General features: G+C 65.6%; 13 protein-coding genes. 5 read left to right on the top strand and 8 right to left on the bottom strand.

Going from position 1 to position 15,028, the window contains the following annotated elements; all coding sequences use genetic code 11:
* Window positions 1–16: 16 nt before the first annotated feature.
* Window positions 17–1,159, top strand: a complete 1,143-nt coding sequence (gene metX / locus CSW57_RS06475; protein ID WP_099382114.1) for a homoserine O-acetyltransferase MetX — start codon at window positions 17–19, stop codon at window positions 1,157–1,159.
* 39 nt (window positions 1,160–1,198) lie between these two features.
* Here metX and CSW57_RS06470 read toward each other — a convergent pair whose 3' ends face one another.
* The 5 genes from CSW57_RS06470 to CSW57_RS06450 form a co-directional block, all read right to left on the bottom strand.
* Entirely contained in the window at window positions 1,199–2,659 is a 1,461-nt protein-coding gene (locus CSW57_RS06470) for an Hsp70 family protein (protein WP_099381887.1), read from the bottom strand.
* A gap of 179 nt (window positions 2,660–2,838) precedes the next feature.
* Window positions 2,839–3,195 (bottom strand): DUF3017 domain-containing protein, encoded by a 357-nt coding sequence (locus CSW57_RS06465; RefSeq protein WP_099381886.1) that lies wholly within the window; start codon window positions 3,193–3,195, stop codon window positions 2,839–2,841.
* 13 nt (window positions 3,196–3,208) lie between these two features.
* Window positions 3,209–4,081 carry a bifunctional methylenetetrahydrofolate dehydrogenase/methenyltetrahydrofolate cyclohydrolase gene (locus tag CSW57_RS06460; RefSeq protein WP_099382113.1) on the bottom strand — a complete coding sequence of 291 codons (873 nt, stop codon included), beginning with the start codon at window positions 4,079–4,081 and terminating at the stop codon, window positions 3,209–3,211.
* A 64-nt stretch (window positions 4,082–4,145) separates the two neighbouring features.
* Window positions 4,146–5,249, bottom strand: coding sequence for a strictosidine synthase (locus tag CSW57_RS06455; protein ID WP_099381885.1), 1,104 nt, complete (start codon window positions 5,247–5,249; stop codon window positions 4,146–4,148).
* Window positions 5,246–5,854: a pentapeptide repeat-containing protein gene (locus tag CSW57_RS06450; RefSeq protein WP_099381884.1), complete on the bottom strand. Its 609-nt coding sequence runs from the start codon at window positions 5,852–5,854 to the stop codon at window positions 5,246–5,248. Before CSW57_RS06450 ends, CSW57_RS06455 begins: the two co-directional genes overlap by 4 nt.
* 70 nt (window positions 5,855–5,924) lie before the next feature.
* Between CSW57_RS06450 and CSW57_RS06445 the strand changes: the two genes are divergently transcribed.
* Complete coding sequence (locus CSW57_RS06445) at window positions 5,925–6,389, top strand: tRNA (cytidine(34)-2'-O)-methyltransferase (protein WP_099381883.1); 465 nt, start codon at window positions 5,925–5,927, stop codon at window positions 6,387–6,389.
* Between the two features lie 36 nt (window positions 6,390–6,425).
* Here the strand turns inward: CSW57_RS06445 and CSW57_RS06440 are convergent, their stop codons facing one another.
* The 3 genes from CSW57_RS06440 to CSW57_RS06430 all read right to left on the bottom strand — a co-directional run bounded on the left by CSW57_RS06440 (window position 6,426) and on the right by CSW57_RS06430 (window position 11,863).
* A complete protein-coding gene (locus CSW57_RS06440; RefSeq protein ID WP_099381882.1) occupies window positions 6,426–6,842 on the bottom strand; it encodes a hypothetical protein in 417 nt (138 codons plus the stop codon).
* Between the two features lie 69 nt (window positions 6,843–6,911).
* On the bottom strand, window positions 6,912–8,225 hold the full coding sequence (locus tag CSW57_RS06435) for a reverse transcriptase family protein (RefSeq protein ID WP_223249066.1): 1,314 nt from the start codon (window positions 8,223–8,225) through the stop codon (window positions 6,912–6,914).
* Between the two features lie 350 nt (window positions 8,226–8,575).
* The gene (locus tag CSW57_RS06430) at window positions 8,576–11,863 is read right to left on the bottom strand and encodes an error-prone DNA polymerase (protein WP_099381881.1); all 3,288 of its coding nucleotides are present in this window, start codon (window positions 11,861–11,863) and stop codon (window positions 8,576–8,578) included.
* Window positions 11,864–12,139: 276 nt separating this feature from the next.
* Between CSW57_RS06430 and CSW57_RS06425 the strand changes: the two genes are divergently transcribed.
* Genes CSW57_RS06425 through CSW57_RS06415 form a run of 3 tightly spaced genes read left to right on the top strand, consistent with a single transcriptional unit; the run spans window position 12,140 to window position 15,014 of the window.
* Window positions 12,140–13,210, top strand: coding sequence for an alanine racemase (locus tag CSW57_RS06425; RefSeq protein WP_262982248.1), 1,071 nt, complete (start codon window positions 12,140–12,142; stop codon window positions 13,208–13,210).
* Entirely contained in the window at window positions 13,207–14,472 is a 1,266-nt protein-coding gene (locus CSW57_RS06420; protein WP_143696488.1) for a serpin family protein, read from the top strand. Before CSW57_RS06425 ends, CSW57_RS06420 begins: the two co-directional genes overlap by 4 nt.
* On the top strand, window positions 14,472–15,014 hold the full coding sequence (locus CSW57_RS06415; RefSeq protein ID WP_099381879.1) for a DUF1697 domain-containing protein: 543 nt from the start codon (window positions 14,472–14,474) through the stop codon (window positions 15,012–15,014). The genes CSW57_RS06420 and CSW57_RS06415 overlap by 1 nt, the downstream gene beginning before the upstream one ends.
* Window positions 15,015–15,028: the final 14 nt, after the last annotated feature.

The raw sequence follows: 15,028 nt of genomic DNA, 5'->3' as shown, positions 1-15,028 counted from the left end.
GAGCCCCAAGCCGACATTGAGCACCGACCCGCACACGCCCCCGCGAATCCACCCGGATTGGGAGTCGCTGCCTGACGGGAAGCTGACCAGTGTGTCGGTGGGGCCCATCGAGCTCGACAACGGCGAGCGCATCGAGAACGTCACCCTCGCCTTCCAGCGGTGGGGCACACTCTCGAAAGCGCGCGACAACGTGGTGCTGGCGCTACACGCGCTCACCGGTGACTCCCATGTCACCGGCCCGGCCGGACCCGGTCAGCCCTCCCCCGGTTGGTGGGATGGGCTGATCGGTCCGGGCGCCGCCGTCGACACGAACGAATGGTGCGTGGTCTCGGCCAACGTCCTCGGCGGTTGTCGGGGGTCCACCGGACCGGCATCGCTCGATTCCGAAGGGCGCGTGTGGGGTTCACGGTTCCCGCAGATCACCGTGCTCGACCAGGTTCGGGCCGAGGTCGCACTGATGGACGCCCTCGAGATCGACACCGTCGCAGCGGTCCTCGGTGGGTCCATGGGCGGCGCGCGGTCGCTCGAGTGGGTGATCGGCTACCCCGAACGAGTGCGCAGTGCACTCATCTTGGCTGTGGGCGCCCGGGCCTCCGCGGACCAGATCGGCACCCAGACCACCCAGATCGCCGCCATCCAAGCCGATCCCGACTGGCAGGGCGGCGACTATCACGGCACGGGCCGCAGGCCGACCGCGGGATTGGGAGTTGCGCGGCGCATTGCGCACATGTACTACCGCCACGAACTCGAGTTGGATGAGCGCTTCGCGAATTCACCCCAGGGACAAGAGAATCCGCTCGAAGGTGGCCGTTACGCCGTCCAGAGCTACCTCGAACACCAGGCCGACAAGTTGGTCCAGCGGTTCGATCCCGGCAGCTACGTGGTGCTCTCGCAGGTCCTCAACCACCACGACGTCGGCCGCGGGCGAGGCGGCGTCGAGGCGGCGCTGCGTAGCTGCGAGGTCCCGGTGATCATCGGCGGTATCGACTCCGACCGTCTGTACCCGATCCGTCAGCAGGTCGAGTTGGCCGAACTGATGCCGGGATGCGTCGACGGCTTGCACGTTGTGCATTCGGCCAACGGCCACGACGGATTTCTGACCGAATTCGATGCGGTCTCAGAGCTTCTGAAGAAAACCGTCGATCTGGCGCGGCGCTGACTCAGCGCTAGACCTTTTTGCCGGACTCCTGTCAGGCGATCAGCGCGCTTGCGGTGTGGGCGCGATGGCGTCTGGGATCGTCGTCGGGGCGATCGGCGTCATGGCGGGCGGGGACTCGATGGCTGTGCTGCCAGGAGGCGGTGTGGTCGGATTACTTGTCGGCGGAACAAGTGTGGGGGTCCACGGGAGCGACGGCAACGGGAACGGCCACAGCGACGGGCTCAACGTGGACGTCGACGGCCGGGACGGTCCGGTGCCCGCCGGCAATTCCGTTGTGGCCCAACCCGGGTCCGAGTTTCCAGCGCCACCGCCGCCACCTCCACCGCCACCGGCAGCCGGTGGTGCCGGATCGACAGTGGTGGTGATCGTCACCGGCTGAGGTTGCACGGGTGGACGGTCCGGTGTGCTCACGCGCGGACTGGAGATCTCGATGGTGGTCGTGGGCGGCGCCGCGGTGGTCGTCGTGGACGACGTAGGTGGCTGCGACGTCGGAGTACTCGGATTGCCCGCCAACGACGAACCCACCGCGTACACGGTCATCAGTGCGCCGGCGAGCAAGGCCCCGAACACGGCAAGCGGCGCGGCCGAGAGCCAGTCGCGACTGCGCCGGCCACCGATGAACGCCAGATCGGCACCACCACGTCCCCGGGCCGCGATCTTCGCGGCGCCGGTGGCCGCCACCGACTCCGGCCCCTTGGGCAGAACTGCCTCGAGACCGGCGGCGTCGACGATCAGGTCACGGAAGATCGGGATGTTGGCAATGCCGCCGACGAGCACCACTGCTTCTGCCCCGGGGGCGTGCGGCCCGTTCACGTAATCGCCGACCACGCGTGCGGCATGCTCGGCCATCGGAGCGGTCAGCCGTTCGAGCGAGGTGCGGGTGACGGTCACCGGGTCGGCGCGGTTACCGACCATCAGCGCTGTCGAATCCTTGCTGGACAGTTCCTCTTTGGCGGTGCGGCAGGCGCTCAGCACCGTGGACTTGCGCCGTCCGCGTAAGCGGCCAGAACCCACGACGTCATCGGCGATCAGCGAATCCAGTGCGATACCGGCAACCGATTCGCTGCGTTGGTAGTCGGTGATGCGACGACTCGACGGGTCGAGGCAGTACATGCCCATCCCGGTGTCGCCGAGGTCGACGACGACCACCTGAGCGAAGCGATTGATCTCACCCGTACTGATCAGCTGGTGCGCTACGGCCTCGGTCTCCGCGACCAACTGGATCTGACGTTTGGCGCCGGTCCCCTTGGACGCGATTTCCCGGGCGTGCTCATCGGTTCGGTAGGCAACGCCGATGGTGCCGACGCGGTCGCCGCGCTCTCGCGCCTGGGTGAGCATCAGATCGATGCCGGAATTGATCCTTCCGGCCCGGGTCAGTCCATCGGTGGGGTCGACGTCGATCACCCGGCCCAGAGAATCGACACGACCACTCTCGTCGGTCGTCAGCAGAACGCAGTGGACCATTCCACTGCCTGCGGACAGGCCCAGCGAGGTGTTCATTGCTCTCTTCCGAACTGTTGATGTGTCGCCTGCCTGCGCGGATGCGGTTCTTCCACATCGTGCGACAAGCTCTCCTGGCGTGCCCCCCAGCACTTTGTTTGCCGGCTCCTGGCCGACGATCGACAACGACCGTCGCCGCTCAGGTCAACCGACTCGTGCAGTAACAGACACAATTGTAATCAATCTGTGCCCAAAGGGTCGATCGAGGTAGCCAACCACAGTATTGCGACGCCGGCCGAGGCCATGGTCACGACGTCGGCGAATCGTCCACGCACCTCGAGGAGACCCACCCTGGAACTGGGCAGAACCGCACGTAGGAGCGCTGCGAGAAGGGCAGCAGACCCGAAGACAAAGGCTCCACGCCGCCAGCGGTCGAACACCAGGAACACCGCTGCGATCACAACCAGGGCGACGACGGCCAAGAAAGGGATCTGCACGAGAACCCACCGCAGCCTGCGAACCTGGTGCAGCCGACGAGCTCGGTTCCGTGCGGCACGATCGGCCCCACCTCGGGTGTCGGACGACCTGGGCGTCATCTGCTGTCGGCGATCAACGCTGTGCGAGCGCGGACTCTGCGCGTTCCACGACGTTGGCCATCAGGAACGCCCTCGTCAGTGGTCCGACGCCACCAGGGTTGGGAGATACGTGGCCTGCCACGTCCCAGACATCGGCCGCGACGTCTCCCACCAGACCGGCATCGGTGCGGCTCACGCCCACGTCCACCACCGCAGCGCCCGGTTTCACCATGTCGGCGGTGATCAGCCCAGCCACACCCGCGGCAGCTATCACGATGTCGCCGCGCCCGACCTCGGCGGCCAGATCCCGGGTACCGGTGTGACAGAGGGTCACCGTGGCGTTGTCGCTGCGCCGCGTCAGCAACAGACCGATGGGGCGGCCAACGGTGACTCCGCGGCCGACCACCACCACGTGGGCACCGGCGATCTGGATGTCGTAGCGTCGCAACAGATGCAGGATGCCCCGGGGGGTACACGGCAGAGGCGCGTCGGACGAGGTTCCGGAACCGTCGAGGACCAGCCGGCCGAGGTTGATCGGGTGCAGACCGTCGGCGTCCTTGTCCGGGTCGATCCGCTCGAGGGCGGCGTTCTCGTCGAGGTGCTTCGGCAGCGGCAACTGCACGATGTACCCGGTACACGCCGGGTCCGCATTCAGGTCGTCGATGGCCTCGTTGAGCTGTTCGGTGGTGATGTCGGCCGGCAGGTCCTTGCGGATGGAGGCGATCCCGAGTTTGGCGCAGTCGTTGTGTTTGCCGCGGACATAGGCCTGCGAGCCCGGGTCGTCGCCGACGAGGACCGTGCCGAGTCCGGGGGTGACCCCCGCAGCCCGAAGTTTGTCCACGCGGGCCTTGAGGTCGGTGAAGACCTCGTCGCGGGTGGCTTTTCCATCCAGTACGGCTGCGCTCACGGTGCCATTGTTCCAGGCGCCGGTGATACCCGGTGCCAGGGGCACGCGCAGGATCGATGAGTGGTCATTCGAGATCGAACCACGCCACTGCGGGCGCCTCGATCCCGCCGACCCAGACGCGCCCGTTGTGTTCGACCACACCCGTGCTCTGACCGAAACCGGCGACGGGGACCCGGTACTCCGCGACGACCCGGACAGTGGCCAGATGGATCTTGAGCAGACGCATCGGTGCCACCGCCTTCGGCAACAGACGATCCGGCAGCCGCCAGAGCAGTTTGCGCAGACCGGGTCTGCCGGCCAGGGCGTCGAGTGTGCCGTTGCGGTTGGCCACGAGGGCGAGCCACATGTGCTCACCATCTGGTGCCAGCGAACTGTTGTCGGGAAAGGCGGGCAGACCGTCGAGAACCACCGAATCGGTTCCCGTCTCCAGATCGAAGGACCGTAACCGGTAGGCGCCGGTCTCGGCGATCAGCAGCCGACCCTGGTGCACGACCAGTCCGTTGGCGAACTGCAGACCGGTCAGGACCACGTCAGCAGTACCCGACCAGGGCGAGGTCGATGAATCGTGAGAGCCCGGATCACCGGGATCATTCAGCACCACGCGCAGCAGCCTGCCCGCGCCCGAGTGCTCGAAGATGTCGGCCATGTACATCTCATACGGATGGCGGGTGGTCGACTGGGTCACGTAGAGCTCGACTGGCCGTGGATCGGGGCCGTCGGTGGCGGCGGTGACCACCACGTTGGAACAGAAGGTCAGCCGTTCTCCACCGACCTGGTCGACGACCGTGTCGATGCGTCCGGACCGGACGTCCATGTGCAACAGGCCGCGCTCGCTGTCGCAGATGAACAGATGTTCGCCGAACAGCTCCATACCCAAGGGGCGCCCACCGGTGTTCGCCACCACCTGCCGCGAGTGGTCGACCGGGTCGATGCAGATGATGTTGCCGCCGATGGCACCGGTGTAGACCCGTCCTTTGCGGTCCACGACGACGTCCTCGGGTGAATCGTCGTCCAGGGTGATCACCGTGACTTCAGGGGTGAGCGGAGCCGGCCAGCCCGCGGTGTTCGCAGGAGGCGGCGTCCAGGCCACCGGGTGGATGACCGGCTTCTTCGGCGCACTGTTGTGCTTGTAACCAGGCCTCCGGGCCTCACCAGGTGTGTGGGTCACAACTCTCCTCCCCCGATCCGCAGACCGTGTGCCACCGCGAACTCCATGGCCTGGTCGGGATCGACCGAGGCGTCGGTCACCGACGCCTGCAGCCAGAGCATCGGGTCGCATCGCGCACCGCGCAGGTTCGCTTGTCCGAGTTTGACACCTACAGCCCGGATCCCGGTGAGATCTGAGCCGGAGAGATCCGCGCCGATCAAGATGGACTCGGTCAGGTTCGCCTCGCGGAGGCGGCATCCCCGGAGCACCACGCCCGACATGTCCAGACCGCCGATCGACATCAGCGACATGTCGCAGTCGATCATCGTCAGGGGCCGAACCCGCGAGTGGGTGATGACCGAGCCGACCAGACTGCAGTCGGCCATCTCGACCTTGTTGAGATGGGTGCGCTCGAAGTGGCAATTACGGAATGCACTCGACCGATGCCGGGAGCGGGCCAGACTCGCGCCGGTGAAGTCGCAATCGGTGAATGTTGTGCCCTCCGTGGACAGCTCGCTGAGGTCACATTCGACAAAACTGCATCCGACGAACTGCCGGCCCATCCATTCCTCGCCGGAATGGTCGGCAAAATCGAACCGTTCGTCCACGGTGGCCTCATCGCTCATGAGTGCATGTCTACACCGCCACGGCGACACCGCCGAAGAGTCCTCCATGGCGGTGAGTCAAGCTTGACGAGTGTTCCGACTGCTGTTCCACGAGCCCTGCATACCCCCCAACACCGGCAACGCGATCCGGTTGGCGGCCAACACCGGGTGTCAGCTACACCTGGTGGAACCGCTGGGATTCGACCTGTCCGAACCCAAGGTGAAGCGTGCCGGGCTCGACTACCACGACATGGCCTCGGTGACCGTGCATGAGGATCTGTTCTCCGCCTGGGGTGCGCTTGCCCCACAACGGGTTTTCGCCTTCACCGCCCATGCCGACACGTTCTACACCGACATCCACTATCAACCCGGCGACGTTCTGTTGTTCGGTCCCGAGCCCACCGGGCTGTCGGAAGAGGTGATGTCCGACCCACACGTGACCGAACGTGTCCGAATCCCCATGTTGGCCGGCCGGCGTTCGCTCAACCTCGCGAACGCGGCGAGCATCGTTGTGTACGAGGCATGGCGACAGCACGGTTTCGCCGGGGCGGTCTAGCGATCGGGGTGGTCGGACTATCGAGCTGATCTGACGTCAGTCGATCGGAAGGCCACGCATCACGAAACGCCGGAGCATTCCCGCTGTCGGCTGGTCCAGTCGGAGTTCGGCGTTGTCCGACTCATGAGGTGCGGTCACCCGTAAGACCAATTCGCCGCCGGGCAGGATGTCGGCGGAATAGATGTGGTCGCTGCGTTCCCATCCGAGGTGCAGACCACCGTCGGCAGTTGCGCTCGGCGCCGACTCGTTCCAGTAGGAACTGGGCAGTCCATTGCGGTAGATCTCGTAGAACTCTTTGGCTTGCGGGCTCGGGGCCAACGAGTCAGCACCCTGCCAACCGTCTTCGAGCGCCCAGACGATCGCGATCTGAGTGTCCAGCGAGTTCTCGCTGTCGGTGGTCTCGACAGCCCCGGGTGTCTGGCGGTTGAGATTGTTCGAATAGCTGCGCGTCATCTACCGAGGCTAGTCGCTGCGGGCCGGTAAATACAGGCCGCCGAACGTGCCCACCCATGCCGGTACTGGCTAGCGATCCCAATCAACCCGTTCGGCCATGGCCAGCAACGTGTTTCGCCGGCCTGGGCTGGTGGCGGCGATCCAGGCGATCTTGCCGTACACATGCTCGCGGAAACGCGGATGGTCGTCGCGGTTCTGGGCGTGGGCGCCCGTACGAATGGCGTTGTGCAGCAATGCCCTGAGGTTGTCGTAGTCGACCCGGCCGACCCTGGGCCGGTCGTTGACCACCAACCCCGCGAGTTGCTGCCGCTGGTGTGAGTACATGATCTTCGTCTTGTCAGGGTGAACGGTGAAGCCTTCGTCGGCGATGATCCGCAGCACTGTCCAGAGCACCTTCCCTGCGTTCATGACGTCGCCCGAGATGGCCAGATCGTCGCCGTAACGGCTGTAGTGAAGGTTGTTCTGCTGGGCATAACCCCAGATCCGGCGGTCCATGGTGCGCATGACCAGGTTGGCCAGGGCCGGCGAGGTCGGGGCGCCCTGCGGTAGATGCCGCCCCCGCAGCAGCGACGCGTGGGCGAAGTCGAGACCTCGAAGGACATCGGGAGGTGTTGCGGTGGTGCATATCTCAGACAAGAGCCGGGCTGTCCTCCGGTAACCGACAGCTGCGAATACCGCGCGCACCCGCGCCGAGGTGATGGTCGGAAAGCAGTTCCGTAGATCGACCCGCAGCACCACGTTGCGGTCGGAGTGTGGCCAGGCAAAACTCGCGGTGGACCGGCCTGCGACAAATCCCTGCGCCGCGCGATGCGGCGGGATGCGATCGAGTATCTCTCGGAGTATCCGGCGCTGGATCTCGCGTAGATGGGGTTTTGGGGCCTCGATCACCCTGACGCCGTCACGTTTGGGGATCGCGACATACCGATAATGGACGAGCGCAGTCTTTTTCGAGCGTAGCCAGTGGCCTCGATCGGCGAACCACTCCAGTTCGCCCACCGTGAGGCCGAGCCAGCGCGCCACATCGGTGGCGTCGGCCAGTGGAGTGAGACCGAACGTCATTTCGGGCGTCGGCAGTTCATCGAAGACGTGGCTGCGGTTCTCGATGACCATCGACCACAGCGCCCTGCGGACGGCCTCCGGCTCGGGCCTTTCGGGGAACTTCTCGAGCAGCAGACCGAGCAGGGCCGTGGCTGTGGCAGGCGCCATCGTTGCCGCAAGCATGTCGCCCAGTGCATGGACCGACCACCGCGGATCCACCTCGAGCCGGTTGATCAGCAGGTCGAGCGACCGTGCCGGGATGCGGATTCCGGGGCCCAGGCCACCGAGGTCGTCAGGATGTCCGGAGTCGGTGGGGTCGCCCAGATCGGTCGAGTCGGTGGTCATGAGGCAGATGCGCGGCGGCGGGGCGACCAGAACTCTCGTCTGCGGCGCCGGGTAGCACGCGGAGCGTGCCTGCCGGCGTCGGACGCTGATACCAACTGCGAGATGCACCCAGGGGTTGCCCCTGAGACGGGTTCGGAGAACCCACTCTCGCCCCGCCCACCGCGCATCCCGTCATGCTAGTGCCGGCCGGTACTCGCAGCGATCCATCAAACGGCCCACCAGCCGCTGACCGTGCCGAAACTCGCGTCGAGTGGGCCGATACGCTCCGCGTCGGCACGGTCAATCCCGGTTTCGGCACGGTCGACGGGTGTTTCGGCACGGTCGACGGGTGTTTCGGCACGGTCGACGGGTCAGGCCCAGTCACGAGATCGGGATCCGACACGGAGGTCCATGCGCTGCAGGCGGTCGGCCACCACCGTCACCGCCCCCTCGGCATTTTGCACCCGCCCCCGGATCAGCAGGGCGGGCGCCGTCTGAGCCAGTTTGCGGTATTTCGCCCAAAGACCTACCGAGCACACCACATTGACCATCCCGGTCTCGTCTTCCAGGTTCACGAACGTCACCCCCGCCGCCGTGGCGGGTCGTTGCCGGTGGGTCACCGCACCGCCGACCAGCACGCGGGAACCGTCGGGCACCGACAACAGGTCCGCTGCCGCGACCACTCCCAGCGCGTCGAGCTGGGGGCGGATGAACTCGGTGGGATAGCTGCCCGGGCTGACCCCCGTCGCCCACACGTCCGACGCCGCCATTTCGACCTCACTCATCCCCGGAAGTGCCGGCGCAGCACTGTTCTCATGCAGCGGCAGCCGGTCGGACTTCTCCTGAGCTGCCGAACCGGCATCCCACAACGCCTGCCGTCGACTGATGCCGAAACAGTCGAATGCCCCGGACGTGGCCAAGGCCTCGAGCTGGTTGGTGCTCACATTCGTACGCCGGGACAGGTCCGCTGCGCCCGTGAACGCGCCACCGGTCAAGCGCTGCTCGACGATCTGCTCGGCCAATTCGGTACCGATCGACCGCACCGACGCCAGCCCGAGGCGCACGTCGAGTCCGTCGTTCTCCAGATCGGCGTCCACCTGCGAGAGGTTGATGTCAGGACCATGTACGGCGACGCCGTGGCGCCGGGCGTCGGCAACCAGCGTCTGCGGTGAATAGAAGCCCATGGGCTGCGCTTTGATCAACGCCGCGCAGAAGGCCGCCGGGTGATGCAGCTTGAGCCAGGACGAGTAGAACACCAGGGACGCAAAACTCTGCGAATGACTCTCCGGGAAACCGAAATTGGCGAACGCTGCCATCTTCTCGAAGATGCGGTCGGCCATCTCCCCGGTGATGCCGTGCAGATCCTTCATCCCCTGGTAGAACCGGCCGCGTAGCCGGTTCATCTTCTCCGGCGATCGCTTCGACCCCATCGCGCGGCGCAACTGGTCGGCCTCCGCGGCACTGAACCCGGCCACATCCACCGCAACCTGCATCAACTGCTCCTGGAACAGCGGCACCCCCAGCGTTCGCGCGAGTGCCGCCTCCATCGAAGGGTGTTCACAGGTCGGCTCTTCCAATCCGTTGCGACGCCGGATATACGGGTGCACCGATCCACCTTGAATGGGCCCGGGGCGGATGAGCGCCACCTCCACCACCAGGTCGTAGAACTTGCGTGGCTTGAGGCGGGGCAGCGTTGCCATCTGCGCCCGCGATTCCACTTGGAACACCCCGACGGTGTCTGCTTTGCACAACATGTCGTACACGGCTTTTTCGGTCAGATCGATCTTCGCCAGGTCCACATGGATGCCGCGGTGCTGCTCGAGGAAGTCGATGGCGTAGTGGATGGCCGAGAGCATTCCCAGACCCAGCATGTCGAACTTCACCAGACCGATGGCAGCGCAGTCGTCTTTGTCCCATTGCAGCACACTGCGATTGGGCATCCTGGCCCATTCGGTGGGACAGACGTCGGCGATCGGCCGGTCGCAGATCACCATGCCGCCGGAATGGATTCCCAAATGTCTCGGCATGCCGTTGATCTGATTGGCGAGGTCGACCACATCGTCGGGGATGTCGTGTTCGTTGGCCTTTGCCGCATCGTATCGATGCACCTGTTTGCTCCAGGCATCCTGCTGCCCCACCGAATACCCCAGTGCGCGAGCCATATCCCGCACCGACGACTTGCCCCGATAGGTGATCACATTGGCGACCTGAGCGGCGTTCTGCCTCCCGTACCGCCGGTACACGTACTGGATGGCCTCTTCTCGCAGATCCGACTCGATGTCGATGTCGATGTCGGGCGGGCCATCGCGGGCAGGTGACAGGAATCGTTCAAACAGCAGATCGTTGCCGACCGGGTCGATCGCGGTGATGCCCAGTGCGTAACACACCGCCGAGTTGGCTGCACTGCCGCGGCCCTGACAGAGGATGTCGTTGTCGCGGCAATACCTGACGATGTCCTCGACCACCAGGAAGTAGCCGGGGAACCCGAGGGTGTCGATCACATCGAGTTCGTGCTCGATCTGCTCATACGCCTTGGGATGGCTCTGCGGCGTTCCGTACCGCTCGGTGGCCCCACGTGCGGTCAGTTCTCGCAGCCATGAACTCTCCGTGTGCCCTTCGGGTACGTCGAACGGCGGCAACTGCGGTGCGATCAGATGCAGTCCGAAGGCGAGCTCGCCGGCCAGCATCGCGGCGTTGTCGATGGCATCGGGGTGAGCACTGAGAAGCCGCGCCATCTCGTCCCCGCTGCGCAGGTGGGCGCCCCCGAGGGGCGCGAGCCAGCCATCCATCTCATCCAGGCTGCGGCGGGCACGCACCGCGGCCATCGCCATCGCCAGCCGCCTGCGATGTGGCGCCGAGAAGTGGGCGCCCGTGGTCGCCACCGTCATCACCCGATTGCGCCGGGCCAGCCCGGCGAGCACCGCGTTGCGTTCATCGTCATCGGCCATTCCTTGCGCGGTCAGTTCCACGGCCACGTTGTCGCGGCCGAACAGGTCGACCAACTCACCGAGCGCTGCATCGGCGGCATCTGGGCCACCCGACGACAGTGCCTGGCGCACAGTGCCTTTTCGGCATCCGGTGAGTATCAGCCAGTGCCCGTCCGCGGCCCCTGCCAACGTCTCGACGTCAAAACGCAGGAGTCCCTTCTCACCTGCGGCCATGTGTCCGGCGGCGATCTGCCGGGACAGCCTGCGGTAGCCCTCCTGACCCCGGGCCAGGACCAGCAGATGCGAACCGTCCGGATCGGCCACACCGGTGCGAGGGGCATCACGCAGCAGCGAGAGTTCGGAGCCGAAGACGGTGGGCAGCTTCCATTCCAGGGCTGCCTCGGCGAAACGCACCACCCCGTAGAACCCGTTGTGGTCGGTGATCGCCAAGGCTTCGAGGCCCAGCCGATGCGCTTCCTCCGCCATCTCCTCGGGACTGCTGGCCCCGTCGAGAAAACTGTAGGAGCTGTGGGCGTGCAGTTCGGCGTACCGGACCTGCGACTTGCCTCGTCGTAACTCGCCGGCCTCGTAGGGCGTGCGTTTACGCGACCACGCCGGACTGTCGCCACCGTCGCCGGCAAAGGTCTCGCCGGATCGGCCGCCGACATGCGGCCGCCCGGAGAGAACCCGTTCCAGCTCCGACCAGGTCGGAGGGCCGTTGTGCCAACCCACACCTCACCGTATCGAACATGTTTTCGATGAACAAGCCCGGCGATTGCCAGCTCGCAGCGCTCACCACGGACCGGCCCGGACAGCCGATTATGTCGGCACGGGTCACCCGACTCTGGCATTGTTGACCCACATGATGCACCGCGATGTCGGTGGCCCGAGCGGCCGGAGACAACACCCCTCGCCACACTCGACAGCAGCCGGCCGCACCCTCACACACCTCAACGGCACGGCGCGGTGACCCACACCGACAGTGTCGACTCAGGCCCCGACAACAGGGTGCTCACTGCCACCGCAGCCCTGGACACCCCGTTTCTCGCCGTCGACGACGTCGTTCTCGACGCCAACCTCGCACGGATGTCCGAGTTCGCCGCCGGATCGGGTCTGGCGCTGCGCCCGCATGCCAAGACCCACAAGAGCACCGAACTCGCCCACCGTCAGATCGCGCATGGAGCGGTCGGGCTGACCGTCGCCACCATCGGTGAAGCCGAGGTGTTCGCGGCGGCGGGCATCACCGATCTGTTCATCGCCTATCCGCTCTGGGTCACCGAGAGCAAGGCGCAGCGACTTCGCAGGGTCATGGATCAGGCCCAAGTGCTCCTGACCGTGGATTCGGCGGCAGGCGCCGGGCAGTTGGCACAGCACCTGCCTGGCGCGCGTGTGCTCGTCGAGATCGACAGCGGTCATCACCGGACCGGCGTGCATCCTCAGCGCGCCGGCGATGTCGGACATCGTGCGGTGGCGGCAGGACTGAAAGTGCTCGGCGCGTTCACCTTTCCCGGACACAGCTACCAACCCGGCCGTCCCGCCGGGGTGGCCAGGCAAGAGTCCGGAGCCCTTGCCATGGCAGCCCAGTCGCTGCGCAACGGCGGTATCGATCCGGTCATCCGCAGTGGTGGTTCGACGCCATCGGCGAGCGAGGCGGATCCTTCGGTGCTCACCGAGATCCGGCCGGGCGTGTACGTGTTCGGTGATGCCCAGCAGGTGGAATTGGGTATCTGCACGTTCGCGCAGGTGGCGCTCACCGCGGTCACCACGGTCGTCCACCGCGAAGCAGGCAAAGTGGTACTCGATTGTGGCAGCAAGGTTCTGGGGGCTGACCAGCCCGCGTGGGCCAGCGGCGGTGGCCGTCTGCCGACCTATCCCGACGCCCGTGTCATTGCACTGTCCGAACACCACGCCACCGTCGACTTCGCCAATTCGCAGTCGCGGCCGGAGGTGGGAGACCGGGTTCAGGTGGCGCCCAATCACGTCTGTGCCGCAGTCAATCTCGCAAACGAGCTGATGGTGGTCGACCTCGCCGGTGAGGTGACGCCGTGGCGGGTGAGCGCACGAGGAGCCAACTCGTGAGAGCCCTGTGGACGGTGGTGCTGATCATCACCCTGACCGTGGCCGGCTGTGCCCGGGAATCGGAGCAGGCGGTGACCGCACAACTGACCAAGGCCTCCGGGGTCCGCTTCGACCAGATCGGCGTCGACGAAGTGCGTGAAACGGCAGACACCATGGTCGTCGACACCACGGGGTTCGGCGTCGACGTGCTGCGGGGCACCGACCTCTCGGACAATCAGGTGATCTCTCCGTGGAGCGCGATGATCGCACTACAGATGCTGCGGGCGGGCGCGGGTGGCACCACCGCTGCCGAACTCGATGCGGTGATCGGTCAGCAGGACGACGATGCCAGTGCGGCGCTGATCGGACAGCTCGATCGATTCGACGGTGATCCCGGCGGCGTCGACGAGGACAAACCCCCCACCCCACCGGTGTTCCATCAGGCTGCCGGAATCTTCATCGACGATTCGGTGGAGGTCGCCGCCGAATACCTCGAAGTGCTCGGCAGCCGTTTCGACAGCGGGGTGTATCCGGTGGACTTCACATCGCCTGACACCGAATCCGCCATCGACAAATGGCTGGCGGTGAACACCGGGGGCAAGATCCTCGAGACCCCCACCGACTACAACCCGGACACGGTGATCAGCCTTCTCTCGACCGTCTACCTCGCAGCCGCGTGGCAACAGCCGTTCTCACCGGATTCCACTGCACCAACCGATTTCACCTCCGCTGACGGATCGGTCGACGAGGTCAACATGATGCGCAGAACGGTCTCGGCCAACTGGGTCTCCGGCGCGGGGTGGACCGGCGTGCAACTGCCCTATTCCGACGGACTGGCCATGCAGGTGTTCTTGCCCGAGGGCCGCGACGTGAGGACGATACTCGACCAACAGGTGCTTTCCGGGGCGAGCACACAGCTGCGTTCGGCGCCCACCACATCGGTGTCGGTGAGTCTGCCTCGATGGGAGGTGGAGAGTTCGGTGGATCTCAAGACCGTGCTCGAAGCGCTCGGCGTCCGAGAACTGTTCACCGACGCTGCCGATTTGAACGGCATCAGCCCCCAGCTGCTCGTCACGGCCGCCGCCCAGGACAGCACCATCACGGTGGGCGAAAAAGGCACGGTGGCAGCGTCGGCGACCCAGATCGATGCCGGTGTCACCGCGATGCCCCCTGAGCAGATGGAACTCTTCGTCGCCGACCGACCATTCGTGTACCAGATCATCGACACCTCAACGGGTTTGCCGCTGTTCCTCGGATCGATCAACAAGCCGGGGAGGGTCTGATGGCGCGGACGGCGCACCGATACGCAGCCCTGTTGCGCGGTGTCAACGTGGGTGGCATCCGAATCAAGATGGCCGACCTCAAGGCCTGCGTCGAAGCGCTCGGGCACACGAACGTCAAGACCGTGCTCGCCAGCGGCAATGTACTGTTCGAGTCACCGAGTACCGATGTGGACGGGCTCACCGCTGCACTCGAGAAGGCTTTGTCCGACCGATTCGGCTACGCGGCAGGGGTTCTCGTGGTGCCTGTCGACAGGCTCACTGCGATCATCGACGCCTACCCGTTCCCCGAACGAGACGACTGGCACGCATATGTCGTCTTCTACTCCGACCCCGTTCAGGTCGACCTCGTCGCCGCGATCGCGGACGAACTCGATCCGCAGCAGGAACAGATCGCAGCAGGCGAGTCGGTGCTGTACTGGCAGGTACGAAAAGGCGACACCCTCGACAGCGTGATCGGTAAACGCACCGGATCGAAGAAGAAGTCGGATTCCGGCTGGTTCCTCACCAACCGGAACCTCAACACCTTACGTAAGTTGCAGTGAATTGCCCTGCGCTG

This window comes from Williamsia muralis (assembly GCF_002735905.1).
Classification (GTDB): Bacteria; Actinomycetota; Actinomycetes; order Mycobacteriales; family Mycobacteriaceae; genus Williamsia; species Williamsia muralis_A.
The sequence above is the reverse complement of the archived record's forward strand: the minus strand, read 5'-3'. Positions and strand labels throughout refer to the sequence as shown.